This window comes from Lacipirellula limnantheis, assembly GCF_007746075.1.
Taxonomy (GTDB): Bacteria; Planctomycetota; Planctomycetia; order Pirellulales; family Lacipirellulaceae; genus Lacipirellula; species Lacipirellula limnantheis.
Genome location: NZ_CP036339.1, coordinates 4,278,863 through 4,295,265 on the forward strand (window position 1 = coordinate 4,278,863; position 16,403 = coordinate 4,295,265).

Annotated in this window: 15 protein-coding genes; 4 read left to right on the plus strand and 11 right to left on the minus strand. The window is 61.4% G+C overall.

Features of this window, described 5'->3' with window-relative positions:
• Positions 1-120: 120 nt before the first annotated feature.
• The 4 genes from I41_RS16470 to I41_RS16485 all read left to right on the plus strand — a co-directional run bounded on the left by I41_RS16470 (position 121) and on the right by I41_RS16485 (position 3,805).
• On the plus strand, positions 121-1,350 hold the full coding sequence (locus I41_RS16470; protein WP_210420972.1) for a cell surface protein: 1,230 nt from the start codon (positions 121-123) through the stop codon (positions 1,348-1,350).
• A gap of 42 nt (positions 1,351-1,392) precedes the next feature.
• A complete protein-coding gene (locus tag I41_RS16475; RefSeq protein WP_210420973.1) occupies positions 1,393-1,809 on the plus strand; it encodes a low affinity iron permease family protein in 417 nt (138 codons plus the stop codon).
• Positions 1,806-2,816 (plus strand): D-cysteine desulfhydrase family protein, encoded by a 1,011-nt coding sequence (locus I41_RS16480; RefSeq protein WP_210420974.1) that lies wholly within the window; start codon positions 1,806-1,808, stop codon positions 2,814-2,816. Before I41_RS16475 ends, I41_RS16480 begins: the two co-directional genes overlap by 4 nt.
• Before the next feature lie 143 nt (positions 2,817-2,959).
• Positions 2,960-3,805: an alpha/beta hydrolase family protein gene (locus I41_RS16485; RefSeq protein WP_145434009.1), complete on the plus strand. Its 846-nt coding sequence runs from the start codon at positions 2,960-2,962 to the stop codon at positions 3,803-3,805.
• 5 nt (positions 3,806-3,810) lie between these two features.
• On the opposite strand, the gene I41_RS16490 is transcribed toward I41_RS16485, so the two are convergent.
• The 11 genes from I41_RS16490 to I41_RS16540 form a co-directional block, all read right to left on the minus strand.
• On the minus strand, positions 3,811-4,632 hold the full coding sequence (locus tag I41_RS16490) for a response regulator (RefSeq protein ID WP_315852427.1): 822 nt from the start codon (positions 4,630-4,632) through the stop codon (positions 3,811-3,813).
• Positions 4,613-5,281, minus strand: a complete 669-nt coding sequence (phoU, locus tag I41_RS16495; protein ID WP_145434010.1) for a phosphate signaling complex protein PhoU — start codon at positions 5,279-5,281, stop codon at positions 4,613-4,615. Before phoU ends, I41_RS16490 begins: the two co-directional genes overlap by 20 nt.
• Before the next feature lie 66 nt (positions 5,282-5,347).
• Entirely contained in the window at positions 5,348-6,130 is a 783-nt protein-coding gene (pstB, locus tag I41_RS16500; protein WP_246133884.1) for a phosphate ABC transporter ATP-binding protein PstB, read from the minus strand.
• Positions 6,131-6,309: 179 nt separating this feature from the next.
• Positions 6,310-7,188 carry a phosphate ABC transporter permease PstA gene (gene pstA, locus I41_RS16505; protein WP_145434012.1) on the minus strand — a complete coding sequence of 293 codons (879 nt, stop codon included), beginning with the start codon at positions 7,186-7,188 and terminating at the stop codon, positions 6,310-6,312.
• A complete protein-coding gene (pstC, locus tag I41_RS16510; protein WP_145434013.1) occupies positions 7,185-8,114 on the minus strand; it encodes a phosphate ABC transporter permease subunit PstC in 930 nt (309 codons plus the stop codon). The genes pstA and pstC overlap by 4 nt, the downstream gene beginning before the upstream one ends.
• Positions 8,115-8,152: 38 nt before the next feature.
• Positions 8,153-9,100 carry a PstS family phosphate ABC transporter substrate-binding protein gene (locus I41_RS16515; RefSeq protein WP_210420975.1) on the minus strand — a complete coding sequence of 316 codons (948 nt, stop codon included), beginning with the start codon at positions 9,098-9,100 and terminating at the stop codon, positions 8,153-8,155.
• Positions 9,101-9,230: 130 nt separating this feature from the next.
• Positions 9,231-11,057 (minus strand): sensor histidine kinase, encoded by a 1,827-nt coding sequence (locus I41_RS16520; RefSeq protein WP_145434014.1) that lies wholly within the window; start codon positions 11,055-11,057, stop codon positions 9,231-9,233.
• Between the two features lie 101 nt (positions 11,058-11,158).
• Positions 11,159-12,463, minus strand: a complete 1,305-nt coding sequence (locus I41_RS16525) for a coproporphyrinogen-III oxidase family protein (RefSeq protein ID WP_145434015.1) — start codon at positions 12,461-12,463, stop codon at positions 11,159-11,161.
• Positions 12,464-12,559: 96 nt separating this feature from the next.
• Positions 12,560-13,630: an outer membrane protein assembly factor BamB family protein gene (locus I41_RS16530; RefSeq protein ID WP_168206957.1), complete on the minus strand. Its 1,071-nt coding sequence runs from the start codon at positions 13,628-13,630 to the stop codon at positions 12,560-12,562.
• 154 nt (positions 13,631-13,784) lie between these two features.
• Positions 13,785-14,945: an iron-containing alcohol dehydrogenase gene (locus tag I41_RS16535; RefSeq protein ID WP_145434017.1), complete on the minus strand. Its 1,161-nt coding sequence runs from the start codon at positions 14,943-14,945 to the stop codon at positions 13,785-13,787.
• A gap of 26 nt (positions 14,946-14,971) precedes the next feature.
• On the minus strand, positions 14,972-16,390 hold the full coding sequence (locus I41_RS16540) for an aldehyde dehydrogenase family protein (protein ID WP_145434018.1): 1,419 nt from the start codon (positions 16,388-16,390) through the stop codon (positions 14,972-14,974).
• Between the last annotated feature and the right edge of the window lie 13 nt (positions 16,391-16,403).

Genomic DNA, 16,403 nt, shown 5'->3' on the forward strand with positions numbered 1-16,403 from the left:
GCTGTCGAAACAAGGCCGACCGTGTTAAGCTGGCTGATCAATTTACCAAACGCCTCGGCGGGCGTCGAATCGCGCGCCGCCGGGTTAGTTCGCCTTCCACCTCTGCATGTGAGGAATGTCATGGGTCGCCAAGCCACCGAACAGAAGCCCGCGTCAAAAAAGGTCGAAGCCAAGTCGGCCGCCAGCGGCAAGATGCAGACTTATCTCGACAAGGCCGTCGACGTGCTGGAGAAATTCGGCCTCAAAAGCGGCGAAGAGGTCCCGGCCGAACTGATCCGCTTGCTGGAGGAGGTCCGCCACGTCGACGAGGCGCGGGCGCTGGCGATCGCCAATACCATCAAGTACATGAGCAGCTTCAACCAGCTCGTGCGCGACAACGTCGAAAATATCAACGTCGGCAATCGTTACCTTGAGATCAGTCAGATGTTCGACTCGATTCGTGAGGACTCGAAGTCGCTCATCGGTCAGCTCGACGACGGCAAGATTGGTCCCACCGAGAAGATGGCAAACCTCTGGATGCGGATCCGTCGCGGATCCCCCAGCGCTCGATTTGAGAAGATCGTCGACGTCTACAAGGACGTCTGCAAGGACACGAAGGACCAGCTGGAACGCGAAGACGCCATCATGGATGGCTACATCGATTTCCGCTTCGCGCTCAAAGAGGCGGAGATCCTCTCGCGGGAGTTGCTCGAAAAGCAGTTGCCGAGTCTCGATAAGGCGAAGGCCGCGCTCGCCGACGCCCAGAAGGCGGTCGATGATTACAAGGAGGGGGACGAGAGCCAGCAATCGCGGCTCGACCTCATCCGCGACGAAGCCCGCCACGAGTTTCAGAAGGAAGATCGCACCTACCAACTGCTCAAAGATATCGCCGAGAACCTTTCGATCGGCTACGACGTCGGCGAGACGCTCGTCACCAAGCTGAAGCAGACGCACGACGTGAAGGATCAGGTCTACCGCCGGGCGGTGACCTTCTTCACGACGAACGAGCATGTCTTCACCATCCTCGGCACCGTGTACACGTCGCAGCAGGGATTGAACGAAGCCACGCAGTCGACCGAGGCCCTCAAGGCCGGCGTCAACAAAAGCCTCGAAGACGTTGCTGACCTGGGGCGCGAACTCGAAAAGGCGGCGCTCAAGGCGGGCTACGGTTCGACGATCAGCCCCGCGTCCCTCGAGAAACTGGTGACGGCGATCAGCGACTATCAAGTCGAATCGCTCCATATGATCGCCGAGCTACGGCAAGAAAGCGAAGCGAACGCCCGCGAGATTCGCCGCGTCGTCGAAGAGGGGAAGAAACGCTACCAGGAAACGCTCGGCAAGTTTGCCCGCGGCGACGGCGAAGCGACCTAAGAAAATGCCGTCGATGAGCAAGCTATTCAACCAGCTTGCCGAATGGGCCTCGCGGACCACGGGCAAGCCGCTGACGTTCATCCTGGCGTTGATGAAGATCATCGTCTGGGCACATCCGGTCCGCTGTTCGAATTCAATCAAACGTGGCAACTGGTGATCAATACCAGCACCACGATCGTCACGTTCCTGATGATCTTGCTCATTCAGAATACGCAGAACCGCGACGCCGCGGCCATTCAGATCAGGCTCGACGAGCTAATTCGCGCGATGCAAGGCGCCCACAACGCACTGCTCGATCTCGAAGAACTTGAAGACCACGACCTAGATCGGCTGCGTAACGAATACCAAGACCTCGCCGCCGACGCTCGGAAGGACCTGGACGAAGGGAAATCGGTCGGCGAGATTCGGCAGAGGAAAGCACGTCACGCCAGCGGCAATGCCGATGGAGGCGAACCATGAACCAGCAACCGCGCGCGTTGTTGACGATGCCCCGTTTCTCGTTAGCGAAGCTGCCAACGCCCATCGATGAGCTGCCCCGGCTCGCCCAAGAGCTCGGCGGTCCGCAGCTGCTCGTGAAGCGGGATGATTTGACCGGCCTCGCCACCGGAGGCAATAAGACGCGCAAGCTTGAGTTCCTCATCGCCGACGCCCAACAGAAGAATGCAACTGTGCTGATTACGGCGGGCGGTCCACAGTCGAACCACTGTCGCCAAACGGCCGCTGCAGCCGCGATTGCCGGACTTGACTGCCACCTCGTGCTAGGGGGGCCGCGCCAACCGCCGACCGGCAATTTGCTGCTTGATGAACTACTGGGAGCCACGATCCATTGGACGCCGAAGCTCCAGCGCAACGCGCGCATGAGCGAGCTCGCCGCGGCCATGGAAGCCGACGGACAACGCCCTTACGTCATCCCCGTCGGCGGATCGAATTCGATCGGCGCGCTCGGCTACGTTGCGGCGATGTTCGAACTGGTTGAACAGCTGCACGAACAGGCCCGACAAGTTGACCGCCTTTTCTTCGCGACCAGTTCCGGCGGCACTCAGGCGGGCATCGTCCTCGGGGCCACGTTGGCTGGCTTCGCAGGTCGAATAACGGCAGTCAGCATTGATCAGACCCCGGACGATTCCTCCGAAGAGAAGTTCCTTGCCGGCGTCTGCAGCGTCGCCAATGGGGCTGCTGAGTTGTTGGGGGCGCATCAGCGGCTCAGGGAATCCGACTTCGACGTCAACTACGCCTATCTCGGAGCGGGCTACGGAGTCGTCGGACCACTGGAACGCGATACGGTAAAGCTTGTCGCCCGCACCGAAGGCCTGCTGACTGGTCCGGTCTATACGGCCCGCGCCTTTGGCGCCATGCTCGATCAGATCCGTAGGGGCGATTTTGCGCCCCAGGAGACATGGCTCTTTTGGCATACCGGCGATGAGACTGCTCTTCACGCCTACGCCGCGGATTTAACTCCTCTTTGAGGCGGTCTGCAGCGTTTGTCTCACGACAACCGATAAGGCAGACAGCCGCGGGCGCGGCACGCCGCGCCAACGGCCGCAATGTTTCGCCAGTCGTCACCACCGCGCCAGGCGAATGGTTCGCCGTTAGCTCAAGGATCGTAAGGATGCGATCTGGGACCTTACCGCTGATTTGCCTGGTCGGCGTCAGCCTCCTGGCGACCGGGTGCGGCCTTAACACCGCCGTCCTCCAAAAAGGGGGAAACGGCCGCATGGGCGTGCTGCTGAACTATTCTTGCCACGCCCAACCGTGCGATCCCATCGATCCAAGCAAATGCACCATCGTGATCACGCACGGCTGGAATCCGCTGCCGCGGAAAATTCGTTGCACGTTTGGTCCCGTGGGCGCCGCGGCCATTAAGTCCCGCTTTGGCGACCGCTACAACGTTCTCAGCTGGGACTGGAACGGCGTGCGGGTTTCCGCGTTCGGAGACGGCCCGATCAGCACGGGCCGAGAACAGGGCCGCATGTTGGCCGCAGCCTTGCGCTCACGCGGGGTCGATCCAGGCCGGACGCAAATCATCGGCCACAGTCTTGGTACGGTAGTAATTGCCCAAGCAGCCGCGTGCATGTCCGATCTCGGGCCGTTTGCCCAACTCACGCTGCTCGACCCGCCCGAGTCGATGCACGAGGAGATATTCCAGCGGCAGTGCATCACGCACCACGCTCAAGTCGTGGAAAACTACTGGTCCCCCGGCGTCAGCGGTTACGGTGCGCCGGCTAACTATCGGGGCGTGCGGAATTACGAAATCGTCGGGGCGCCCCATCCCTTGATTGGGATCGTCAACCTGGGGTTATCCAACCACGTCTACGCGATGCGCTGGTACTACGAGACGATGCGCTGCCCCACGATGCCGTGCGGCTTTCAATCCAGCGTTCTGCTTTGTCAGTGCGACTGCCAAGCGACCGGTGCTTCGCCTGGACGCGCAGCGGAACTTGCGGCTGTCGACTAGCCGCATCAGCCATTCACAAAGTCGGCAGGGTCGCGCAGGCGATATCCAATGCCGCGCACCGTCTGGACGAGGTCGGCGTAGCGGCCCATCTTCTTGCGCAGCGCGCGGATATGGACGTCAATCGTCCGTTCGAGCACGATGGCGTCGTCGCCGAGCGCCACGTCGATCAACTCAGCGCGACTGAACGCCCGTCCCGGCTGACGCACGAGGGCTGTCAGCAGTCCAAATTCACTCGGCGTAAGATCAAGCGGACGGTCGCCGACGGTCGCTCGATGTCGGCGACGGTCAATCATGATGCCTTGGCTGACGATCACGTCGCGATCGCCGGTACCCTGCTCCTTGCGCCGCAGCAGGGCGTTGATCCGTTGTAGCAGCACTTTCACGCTAAACGGTTTGCTGACATAGTCGTCGGCGCCGACGGAGAAGCCGATCAGTTCGTCGGACTCCTCCGATCGAGCCGTGAGCATCAGCACCAGCAGCCCGGCCGTCGCAGGGTCGGCGCGCAGTAGACGACAGACCTCCAGCCCCTCGATCATTGGGAGCATGAGGTCCAGGACGACCAGGTCGGGGCAGCGCAAGCGAATCTCGCGCAGCCCTAGTTGCCCGTCGCGGGCGACCTGCACGTCGTACCCCTCTTGACTGAGATTGTACTCGAGCACCTCGGCTAAGGAGGCGTCATCCTCGACGATCAAAATGCGAGCTTTGGCCATGCTACGAGAGCTGTAACCTGCGGGCCGCGCGAGCGACGTCAATTCCGCCGGCAACGAACGTTCGTTGCTGGCGGACCAATGAGGCTGGCGGGCCGTTTCAGTAAGGAATGCCGTCATGGCGATGTCGGGCGATGTCCCCGTCCACGAGGTAAATGACGTCTTCGGCAATGTTCGTCGCGTGATCGGCGATCCGCTCGACATGTCGAGAAGCCGAGTAAAAATGGAACGCTGGTTCTATGTCGCTTGAGTTTGTCTCGATTAACGCTTGCACGTCGGAGATCACCTGGCGATTGAGTTCATCGACAACGTCGTCTCGCGCACAGACGTCGCGCGCTAATTCGACGTCGAGCCGCACGAAGGAATCGAGGGCGTCCCGGACCATCGAGATCGCCGATTCCGCCATTTTGTCGAGGTTGGCCGGCATCTGGAAATCAGGGTAGAGCGACAGACTGTGAGTTCGTTCGCCGATATTGACGGCGAGATCAGCGATGCGCTCCAGGTCGCCGTTGATCTTCAGCACCGTCGCCACGCGCCGCAAATCGACGGCGACCGGTTGATGGAGCGCAAGGATTTTCAGGCACTCTTCCTCAATCTCGACTTCGCGATAATTGACGGTTTCTTCGCTGGCCAGAACTTCCTGAACGATGTCGACCCGCAGCTCGCGCAGCGACTGACAGGCCCGAAACACCATCTGCTCGACCACGGACGATTGATTGAGCAGATTTTGTTCGAGAGATTCCAGATCACGCTGCAGATGCATCGACATACGAATCTACCTGGTGCTTTCGCCGCTTACTTCTTCGTTGGGATCTCGAACGTTTTGCGCCGTCGCTCAGCCGAAGCGCCCAGTGATGTACTCTTCCGTTTGCTTCTGCCGCGGCTTCGTGAAGACGTCGGTGGTGGCCCCCGCCTCAACCAGGTGGCCCTCGTAAAAGAACGCCGTCTGATCAGACACGCGAGCCGCCTGTTGCATGTTATGCGTGACGATCACGATGGTGTAAGTGTCTTTCAATTCGAAGATCAAGTCTTCAATGCGGGCCGTGCTCTTGGGGTCGAGCGCCGAGGCGGGCTCATCCATCAAAAGTACGTCGGGATCGGTCGCCAACGCGCGCGCGATGCAAAGCCGTTGTTGCTGTCCGCCGGAGAGTCGCAACGCCGACTCGTTCAACCGATCCGACACTTCCTCCCACAGCGCCGAGCGGCGCAGACTCTGCTCGACGATGCCGTCGAGCACCTCGCGCTGCTTCACTCCGGCGACGCGCGGACCGTACGCGACGTTCTCGTAGATTGACTTGGGAAACGGGTTGGATTTTTGGAACACCATGCCGACGCGCTTGCGAAGTTCGACGACGTCGGTCTTCGGGCGGTAGATATCGACGTCGTCCAGAAGAATCGTGCCTTCGACGCGAGTCCCTTCAATCATGTCATTCATCCGGTTGAGGCAGCGCAGGAACGTGCTCTTGCCGCAACCGGACGGACCAATGAGGGCGGTGACGCAATTCTGCGGCATCCGCAACGAGACGTCGTAGAGCGCCTGGTGGCTGCCGTAGAAGAAATTGACGTTCGTGGCGACAACCTTCTGCGGCCGCTCTAAAAAGTCATCTGTCGGACGCATGTCGGCCACCGTCGAAAGTCGCTGCGTCATGGGACGCGTCGGGCGGGCTGGAAGGCTGGCTTCGGTCATCATCGCACACTCGCCTAGATTGTTCGTCGTTCGCGTTTTTGCGCTACGCTAAGTGCTTCGTTCGCTAGCAGGAGTCAGCCGAGGACCATCGTCTGCATTAAAATCTCAAGTTACCAATGAATTCGCTTACCGAATCGATAACGTAGGAACACGGCCGTCGCGTTGAGGCAAATGAGCATCACCATGAGCACAATAATTCCCGCGGCCGCGACGTGGATGCGGAAATCGTCGTTCGCGTTCTCGGTCCAATTATAGATTTGCAGCGGCAGCGCCGTAAAACTGTCGTTGATTCCCCGCGGCGTGAACATCACAAAGCCCGCGGCTCCGATGGCAACCAGTGGCGCGGCCTCGCCGAGCGCACGAGACAGGGCGAGAATGACGCCTGTCATGATGCCCGGCAGCGCCGCCGGCAACAATTGGTGCCACACGGTTTGCCAGCGCGTCGCGCCGAGGGCGTAGGAGGCTTGCCGGATCGTGCTAGGGACCGCTCGTAACGCTTCTTGCGACGCAAGGATGACGATCGGCAACACAACGAGCGTGAGCGTGAGCGCCCCCGCCAACACCCCGGCGCCCATCTGCATGCCGCGGACGAACAGCCCAAGCCCTAAGATGCCGTAAACAATCGACGGCACCCCAGCAAGATTGGCGATGTTCGTCTGCACGATGCCTCGCCATCGGCTCCGCTGGGCGTACTCCTCCAAATAAATCGCTGAGCCGACGCCAATCGGCACCGAAAACAACGTGGTCAGGGCGATCAGGTAAATGCTGCCGACCAGAGCGGCGCGCACGCCCGCCTTGTCGGGCGATAATTGCGAATCGAAGCTCGTGATGAACTGCCAATCGAGCCAGCCCCAGGCAAAGCGCAGCATCTGCGAGAGCAACAGCACCAGAATTGCCACGCTGGAGAATGCACACGCGGCGCAGGCGTACGCGAACAACTGCGACGCGAGTTTGGCGTAGGGACGGCCGTTGCGGGGTAGACTGCTCATTCGTACTGCTCCCGCATCCGCTTGAGAATCCATTGGGCGAGCACGTTAAGCGTCAGCGTGCAAACGAACAACGTGAGGCCGACGGCAAAGATCGTTTGGTAGCCGAGCGTCCCCTGAGGATTGTCGCCCTTGCTTGTTTCCACGATGTACGCGGTCATCGTCTGAATGCTGTCGAGCGGATTGAGCGTCATTTGCGGCCGTTTGCCGGCAGCCAGGGCGACGGCCATCGTTTCGCCTACCGCGCGGGCGATTGCGAGGATAAACGAGGCCATGATCCCCGAAAGCGCGGCCGGGAGAATGACGCCGACGGTGACGTCGAGCTTCGTCGCTCCCAGTGCGTAAGCCCCCTCGCGCAGCGACCGAGGGACCGAGCGCAATGTATCTTCGCTGAGCGACACGATCATCGGCAGGATCATGATCGCGACGACGATGCTGGCGTTCAGCGCGTTGAAGACGTCGGCGCTGGGAAAGATGCTGCGGACAATCGGCGACACGAACACAATCGCCAAGTAGCCGAAGACGACCGACGGGATGCCGGCCAGTATCTCCAGAATCGGCTTCAACACGTCTCGCATTCGGGGCGACGCATACTCGCTCAGGTAGATCGCGGCCCCCAAGCCCAGCGGAATCGCGATGGCTGCCGACCCGCCGGCTACCAATACTGTTCCGCAGAAGAGAGGCAAGATGCCGAACTGCGGCGGATTGGAATGGGGCGTCCAGGTCGTTCCCGTCAAGAACTCGACGATTGAAACGTGTCCGAAAAACTGCAGTGACTCCACCAGCAGTATCAGCACGATGCCGACGGTCGTGAACACCGAGGCTGCTGCGCAAAGCCAGAGAATGGCGTGCATCACGCCCTCGACCCAGCGCCGTTGCCCCTGGGGAGCAGTCAAGTCAGCGGCGGCATGCGGTGAGACGGCAGACATCGATTGATCTGGCTCGTGAACGTGACCGGCGGGAACAGCTAGTTGACGGCAACTCGGGGCACAGCAGCGTCTAACGTCTTCCGATTTGCTTCCATCACCTCATCGGGGACGGGCACATAGCCAACCCGCGGAGAAACGTCGTTGACCTTGTCGAGGTAGTAATTGAGGTATTTGACGACGCCCTCGTTCCGGAGCGCGTCTTGGCGAACATAGAGATAGAGCGGTCGAGCTAAAGGCTTGTAGGTTCCGTCGCGAACCGTCGCGGCCGTGGGAATAATGGGTCCGTCGCCCGAATCGACCGACAGCAGCTTTAACTTGTCCGTATTTTCAGCGTAGTACCCCAAGCCGAAGTACCCGAGCGAGCCCTTGTCGCCGGCCACGCCCTGCACGAGGGCGTTGTCGCTCTCGCTCGGCGAGTAATCTTGCCGAGAACTCTTGGCCTCGCCGTTGATGACTTCGGTAAAGTAGTCGTAGGTCCCTGAGTCGGTCCCGGGACCGTACAGTTCGAGTTCAATGTCGGGCCAATCCGGATTAACGTCGCTCCATTTCATGACCGATTGCGCCGCCTCGGCACGCCAGATCGTCTTCAGTTGGTCCGTGGTAATCGAGTCGCACCAGTCGTTTGCTGGATTGACGACCACGGCGAGGCCGTCAAAAGCGACTTCAAGCTTGATGAACTCGATGCCGTTCTTCTTGCAAGCGGCCGCCTCGGCCTCGGTGATCGGCCGCGAAGCGTCGCAGATCTGGATTTCGCCGGCAGCGAACTTTTTGAACCCGCCGCCGGTGCCCGCTTGGCTGACGACGACCTTCACATCTGGACTGACTTCATTGAACTCTTCGGCAATGGCCGCCGAGAGCAGGAACACGGTGCTCGAGCCGTCGATACTAACGACGTTCGTGCGACCGCAGCCGACCAAGCCAACGAGCAGCACCAGCAACGATGCCAACGTCGAACGACGCAGGGGTCGAACCTTGGGGAGTAGCACCGAAAAATGCATGCTGTCGCCGCTGAGGACTGGTCAGCGTACCGCCAACCGCAGGTGCGAGCAGTCTAGCGGTGAAAGATGAAGAAAAAATGAAGATCCTGTAAACCCCCTCGCAGCGCGAGCCCCAATCTCAGATCCCGCTGACGGGCAAACGAACCGTAAAGGTGCTCCCCAGGCCAACTTGGCTCGATACCTCGACACTGCCCCCCATCGCCTGAGCGAGGTGTTTGACAATCGACAATCCTAGCCCAGTTCCCCCAAGTTCACGCGATCGTGCCTTGTCGACTCGGTAAAACCGTTCGAAAACGCGGCTGTGATGCTCTGCCGAGATGCCCGGCCCGGTATCGCTGACGTTGCACAAGACCACGACCCCTTCCACCCGACCGGAGATGCTCACTCGGCCCCCCGCAGGGGTGTATTTCACGGCGTTGTCGATGAGATTGCTCAAAATCTGGCGCAGCGCTTCTTCGTCCGCACGAACGATGATCGAGAAGTCGGCGATTTGATTTTCCAGCGTTACCTGCTTTGACGCCGCTTGCCGTTCGTAGTCGGCAATGACCCGCTGCGCCACGCGACCGAGCGGCAAGTCAGCAAGTTCCAACGGCGCCTGGCTCGACTCGATGCGAGCCAAGCTAAGCATATCCATGATCAACTGATGGAGCCGGGTCGTTTGCTCGTCAATCCGTTCCAGGAACCGTTGACCGTGGACGGGATCCTTGAGCGCGCCGCCCAAGAGGGTTTCGGTGTACGCTTTGATCGAACTGAGCGGCGTCTTGAGTTCATGCGAGACGTTGGCGATAAACTGCTGGCGCATCTGTTCCAGACGCTTGACTTCGCTGACGTCACGCAAAACGACCACGACTCCAGGCAGCGGGTCGCCCGGCAGCGGCGTCGCGAGCACGTCGAATATTCGCTGTGCCTTGCCGCGCCAGGTAATCTCGCTGCTGCCGGGCTTCCGCGTGCGGAGCACTTGCTGCACGACCGCCCGAAGCTCGTGACTGCGAGCGGCCTCTAAGAGGGGATGCCCCTCGACGCGACGCGCGTCAAAACCAAGCGCCCGCGCCGCCGACGCATTGGCGAACAGTACCTTCTCCGTCCGGTCGACGGCGATGACGCTTTCGGTCATGGCCTCCAGTACGGTGGCCTGCGTTTGACTGGTGCTGCGCAGCTGCCCCTCGCGCTGGACCAAGCGGCGTCCGACGTCGTTCAGCGCTGCGGCCAGCTTGCTCAACTCGTCACTGCCTCCGCCCATGGCCGGCAGGCGGTAATCGTGGTTGCCCGCGGCAATCGCGTCAGCGGCGGCGGCCAACGTCCGCAGCGGGTCAGTCAGGCGTGCCGCGACCCAATAGGCGACTCCCAAGCCCGCCAGAGCGAGCATAACGCCGATCGACCAGATCCACCGCTGCAACCCGGCAAGCTCCGCGTCCGTCGGCGCCGTCGGCAACGCGGCGCGAACCACTCCTACAGGAGCGGCGTCTCGGTCTACTCGCACCGCGCGGTACTGCATCCGCTCACCCAGCGACGGACTTGTTCGACGGGCGTCGCCTACCCCATTTTTAAGCGCCGCAATGACTTCCGTGCGATCGGCATGGTTCTCAGCTTGCTCGACGGCAAGCAAGCCGTTCAACCCCGAGTCGGCCAACACCGCCCCGTCTGGCGCAATCAGCGTCAGGCGAATTCCTGTATTCTGGCCTAGCTGGCGGACCTCATCTTGCAACGACTGATTCGGTCGGTCAGGCCAACGGTCAGTCAGCAACTGCCCGGCCGTCGCTGCCGCTGTGGAGATGCGCTCCGTCAACTCGCGTTCTAAGATTGACTCGTAGGTGCTGGAAAACAGCTGCGTCAGGAGCAGAATCGCCGTAACGCTGACTAGTCCCGTCGCGAACAGGAGCTTCCAAAACAGGCCCGCATGTTGAAATGGGGAACGGTGATCACGTTGGATGGGAGTTGGTTCCAAGCGGGGCCATTCGTCGGCAAGAGTCAATGCTCGCGTCGACCGCCCAGAACACGGTCGACTCGCCACATTGTGAAAGATCGCCCGCGGAAGGCAATGGCAGCTCAGGTATAGCGGACGTCGCGGTACTCCGGCTCAAAAAACGCCGGCAAGAGCCCATCGACCCGCAAGAGGCCGGCCCGCGTCAAATCCACGCGACCATCTCCAAGCACCGCATACCCTTCGTCGACGTATTCGTCCCAGACGCCGCGCCATTCGTCGAAGATGTCGACGCCGTACTTGTTCTGGAAGTAGGCTCCGTCGAGATAGCCCTTCTTCAATTGCAGTATTAACTCGCGAATGAGGGCCTGTCGCGGCGAAATTCGCAGCGCGCGATTGAGGGGCAGACGGCCCTCTTCCAGCGACCCGCAGTACTGCTCCCACTCGGCTAGATTCTGGTAATGGACGCCTGAGATATGACCGAAGCTGGCGATGCCGGTAGCGAGGAGGTCGCTCCCGCGCCACAGATTATCACGGTAGCTGAAATTAACCCGCTCGGGATGCCGCACCAGGGTGTAGGCGCTCGACACCGCGTAGCCGGCGCCGAGAAACTGGTCGAACGCGTAGTCGACCCAGCCGCGCTTCGTGGGCCAATCGGCGACGGGCGTCTCGATCTGGTTGCCGAGAATGTCCTTCGAATAAACCGTATTGAACGGCAACTCCATCTGATAAATGGTGACGCTGTCCGGCTCGAGTTCCAACGCTCGACGCACGGCATCCCGCCACTTGTCGTCGTTGTCGCCGACCATGCCGGAGATGAGATCGATGTTAACGTTCGGAAAACCTGCCGCCTTGATCCAGGGCCAAGCGCGATAGATCTCGTGCGATTCGTGCGCGCGGCCGTTCTCGCGTAGGATTTCGTCGTCGAAATGTTCGACGCCGAGGCTGAGCCGCGTCACGCCGAGTTCGCGCAACGCGTGCACCTTCGGTTCGCTGAGGGTGCCAGGTTCGCACTCGAACGTGACTTCCTCGGCCTTGTCCCAGTGGATGTTCGCCTGCAGCCGATCGACCAGGCGACGCAGTTGCTTTTCGCTCAGGAACGACGGCGTGCCGCCGCCGAAGTAGACGAAGCGGAAAGGCCGATCCCCCATCGCGGGAACTTTGCTCACGAGTTCAATCTCTCGTGAGAGGGCCGCCAGGTACCGCTCGATCTGATCAGCGTGCTTGTCGGTGAAGACTTTGAAATAGCAAAACTTGCAGCGCTTCCGGCAAAATGGAATGTGTAGATAGAGGCCCAAAGGGACATCCGCCGGAGGCGCATCAAGCGCCGCCCGTACTTCGCTCACCTGATCGGTCGACCATTGCGAAAACGGGGGGTAGTTGCTGATGAAGTAGCTGCCGACTTCGGTTTTGGTGGCTTCAACGGTCATGCCAACATTGTAGCAAACTTCAATTGCTTGGATGCGTTCACCGAAATTCGCTCGTGGCGATTTTCCCAACGGACCAGACGCAAACGTCGGCCGGGATCACTTTCCGCCGACGCAATAGAGCGTGCCGTCTTCATTGCCGATCACCATCCGGCCGTCGGTAAGGGCAGGGGACGCCGTAAAGCGACCCCCTACTTCGGTATTCCACACTTCCTTGCCGCCTGCCATTTCCAACGCCTGGAGGCGGCCCCGAACCGTGCCGAACAGCACGAGATCGCCAGCGACGACAGGCGAGCTTTCGGCGCGACTCCGCAGCGGCGTCGACCAAATGACCTCGCCAGTCGCGGGCTTTAGGGCGACCATTCGCTTGTCGTGAGTCCCGAGCACGATCGCATTGGGAGTCGCCGCTGCGGCATGGATTTCCTCTCCCTGGGCGCGGTGCCCGAACTCCCACAAACTCGCCAGCGGCTTGATCGTCATGCCGTGGAACACGCCGCCGGCGGTGCAGAAAAAGACGCGATCGCCCACAACCGCGGGCATACCGTCGGCGGGACCGCCAATGTCGATGCTTTCCACATCCTTGCCGCTGTTGACGTCGACGAGGTGAAGCTTGCCGTCGCAACCGGCAATGAGCACCCGTTCCGCGACGACCGTCGGCCAGCAACGCAACGGCTGGTCGATTGTGAACGGCTCCCACTTTTTCTTGCCGGTCGCCGCATCGAGCGCGAACAGTTGCCCGGAGTCCGCCGCCAGCAGCACGACGCCCTCGTAAACATTGGGCGCAGCGTAGAGCGACGTGTCCGTGTTGAACTCCCAAATCGTCTCCCCATTCTCGATCTTCAAGCAACGGACGACGCCGTTGTAGTCAACGCAGTAGATGCGACCCTCGACGACGGCGGAGCCTGCCACGAAACCAGTCTCTTCGAATTTTCGCGTCCATAGCGGCGAGCCGTCCGCCAGCTTGACCGCATGAAAGGTTCCGTCGACGTCGCCCACATACACCACGCCCTCTACGATCGAGGCCGTCGCTTCGAAGCCAGACTCGGCGGCCTCGTACGTCCAGAGGATATCGAGCGGCTGGGGTAGGGGAGCGACCACTGCGCCCGTCGCCGCCGCGTCGCCGCGCACCAGCGGCCAATCCGCGCGCAGCGTCGATGCACTGGCAAACATCGCCACGAGTGAAACTGAAGCAAGCGTGACGCAACGCCATAGCCGGACCGCTACGCGGTCCGGGTCGATGCGCGGACATAATCTCTTGGCGGGGCTGCCCGGACCGCGTAGCGGTCCGGCTAGCGGCTGCGACGACAGCGAGGTTTCGATAGCTTCAGAATGCTTGTTCATACAACCGCCGAAATCCGTCGACCGAGATCTCCACCGGATTGAACGAGCCGGTCCACTGCTTCGCCGCCGCGGCGGCCAAGTCAGGCAGCCGGTCGAAATCGACCCCCTCATTGCGAAGAGAGGTCGCCAGACCGGCCTGCGCCGCCGCTTGCGCCAGAAACTGGGCCAGCCCCGCTGCCCCCGCCCGTTGATCTGGCGTGTTGCGCTCGAAAGCAGTGGCCAGCACGAGGTCCTGATAATGTGGTTCGATTTCCTGATCCGCGCCGTTGTGCCGGACGACGTGGGGCAACATCAAGGCCACGGCGTCGCCGTGGGTGATGCCATACTCCGCGGTCAGCGGGTTTGCCAGGGCGTGCGCCGCGCCGAGCATCGAGTTCTCGATTGCCAGTCCCGCCAGACAGGCGCCCAATTGCATTTCGCCACGGGCCTCAAGATTGTCGGGCTCGGCGATCACGCGCAGAAAGTTCGGCGCTAGATGCCGCCACGCCTCGCGGCTGAACGCCTGCGACAGCGGCGTTCGCACGCGCGTCACGGCCGTCTCCACGGCATGAGCCAGCGCGTCGAACCCCGTCAACGCCGTCACGCGCGACGGTTGCGTCGTGGTGAGCCCTGGATCAAGCAGCGCGACGCGGAATGCCGCCCGCTTGTCGCCGCACGCCATTTTCACATGCGTCTCGGCATCGGAGATGAGCGCGAACGATTGCGTTTCGCTCCCCGTTCCCGCCGTCGTCGGCACGGCGATCATCGGCAGCATCGGACCGGTCGCTTTGCCGACTCCCCAGTAGTCGTGCATCCGTCCGCCGCAGGAATAAATGAAGTTTATCCCCTTGGCACAGTCCATGCTGCTGCCGCCGCCCAGCCCGACGATGCAGTCGGGCCTGAACTCGCGCGCCACGGCGACCCCAACATCGACGTGGGCCGTCGTGGGATTTTCCGCAAACGCTTGAAACAGCTGCGTGGCAAATCCAGCTGCGTGCAGCGCATCAAGGCCTCGCTGCGTATGACCTGCCGAAACGACGCCGGGGTCGCTGACGACGAGGGCTCGGCGCGAATCGCCCAATGACTTGGCCAATTCCCCCAATTCGTCGATGCGTCCCGCGCCAAACACGATCCGCGTCGGCAGGCGGAAATCAAAAGGGGTCATGTCAAATCACGGGTGGTGGGCGCCGACTAGCGGACTTGCAGCGCGCGATTGCGGTACAAGAACTCCACGAGGTTGCCCTCGTGGGGTTGCAGCCAATCGACTTGTGGGGTGGGAATGGGGCCGAGGTTCAATCGGTCGATGTGGGTGGCGGCGATCAGCGCGTTGCGGAATTGTTCGTTTTGGGTGATTGCCGTGCAAACGAGCGTGGGGCCAATCTCCGCCAACATTCGCTCCTGCGGACAATCAACTACGCCGACGGCCGGGAACATGTACTCTTTGTTGGCGCCGGGACACTCCGTCGACTGGCAGTGCCACACCGTCGGCCTCAGATACGCGCACGTTTCGCGTTCGACCAGTCGCGGACCGTAGTCGGCCGTCTCGTGAGCGGTGCGCGAGTCGGCCAAATCGCGTTCGATGGCCCCCCAGATCGCTGCGGCAGCTCCAGGAGTGGTGAATGCCGCGAGTCCTGCTTTTGGATCGTCCGGCGGCAACGCTTCGATCGGACCGAGTCGCTCGGCAATCGCTGCGGCAATCTCCTTGCCATGCCGCGGCGTATAGATGCTCGACGCGTTGATGCAGCTACGACCGCCATTGCGGTAAACGCTGTCGACCATCAGATCGATGTATTGCCGCCAGTTGTCGGCTTCGTCGTCACCCAGCAGGATCTTGCTGAACCCGGGCCCGTGAACCTGCACTCGCTCGTTGCCGGCATACTGCTGGATCGTCTGCGGTCCGCCAAAGATCATCGCCCGACGGTAGTTCGACAGAATCGAACCGCCGATGTCGCCGCCGGCGCCGGGATAGATAGAGATCGCCTCCACCGGAATTCCGGCTTCCTTCATGGCGGCCGCGACGCGATACGGCGTCCAAGGCTCTTGCGAACCAGGCTTCAGTGCGAGCCCGATTTGCATCGCGATCACTGGGAGCCATAGCGTATGAACGCCGGGAGAGTTCGACGGCAAGACGGCGCCGAGCACATCAGTCTGAGCCTGATAGCTCACCGTGACGCCGCGTCCCTCGTCGCCATAGCCGCGGGCGAGGATGTTCAGGTCGAGGCCGCGCGTCAGGCAATCGAGGATCTTGTCGATGTTCTTCAACACGAAGGCATTCTTGACGACGTTGGCTTTGCACATCGCCACCGGCATGCCAGTGGTCGCGGAAGTCTGCTCGGCGAAGTCCGTCGGCGACTGCTGCGAGTCGCCGACCGTCAGCGTTCCCGACTCAAACAACTCGCCCGCCTTCTTGCAGGCATCGACGAGCTGCGCCGGCGACATCGACTGCAGGGCCTGCCTCGCCCGCGGCGACTTCTTCGCATCGCGGGCCACGATGCCGGAGCCAACCGTGTGCACCCGCGCCACGGGCTCGCCGGTAACGAAGTGATTGATTTCGTCAACTTCGAGAGACTCGTACGGTTCGCCCCAACGAATGGCAGGCAGAGTGATCATCGCGATGCTTCCG

Coding starts and splice junctions, on each gene's coding strand:
- I41_RS16470 (WP_210420972.1), top strand. CDS start 121: ATGGGTCGCCAAGCCACCGAACAGAAGCCCGCGTCAAAAAAGGTCGAA.
- I41_RS16475 (WP_210420973.1), top strand. CDS start 1,393: ATGGGCCTCGCGGACCACGGGCAAGCCGCTGACGTTCATCCTGGCGTT.
- I41_RS16480 (WP_210420974.1), top strand. CDS start 1,806: ATGAACCAGCAACCGCGCGCGTTGTTGACGATGCCCCGTTTCTCGTTA.
- I41_RS16485 (WP_145434009.1), top strand. CDS start 2,960: ATGCGATCTGGGACCTTACCGCTGATTTGCCTGGTCGGCGTCAGCCTC.
- I41_RS16490 (WP_315852427.1), bottom strand. CDS start 4,632: ATGACGGCATTCCTTACTGAAACGGCCCGCCAGCCTCATTGGTCCGCC.
- phoU (WP_145434010.1), bottom strand. CDS start 5,281: ATGTCGATGCATCTGCAGCGTGATCTGGAATCTCTCGAACAAAATCTG.
- pstB (WP_246133884.1), bottom strand. CDS start 6,130: ATGCGTCCGACAGATGACTTTTTAGAGCGGCCGCAGAAGGTTGTCGCC.
- pstA (WP_145434012.1), bottom strand. CDS start 7,188: ATGAGCAGTCTACCCCGCAACGGCCGTCCCTACGCCAAACTCGCGTCG.
- pstC (WP_145434013.1), bottom strand. CDS start 8,114: ATGTCTGCCGTCTCACCGCATGCCGCCGCTGACTTGACTGCTCCCCAG.
- I41_RS16525 (WP_145434015.1), bottom strand. CDS start 12,463: ATGACCGTTGAAGCCACCAAAACCGAAGTCGGCAGCTACTTCATCAGC.
- I41_RS16530 (WP_168206957.1), bottom strand. CDS start 13,630: ATGTTTGCCAGTGCATCGACGCTGCGCGCGGATTGGCCGCTGGTGCGC.
- I41_RS16535 (WP_145434017.1), bottom strand. CDS start 14,945: ATGACCCCTTTTGATTTCCGCCTGCCGACGCGGATCGTGTTTGGCGCG.
- I41_RS16540 (WP_145434018.1), bottom strand. CDS start 16,390: ATGATCACTCTGCCTGCCATTCGTTGGGGCGAACCGTACGAGTCTCTC.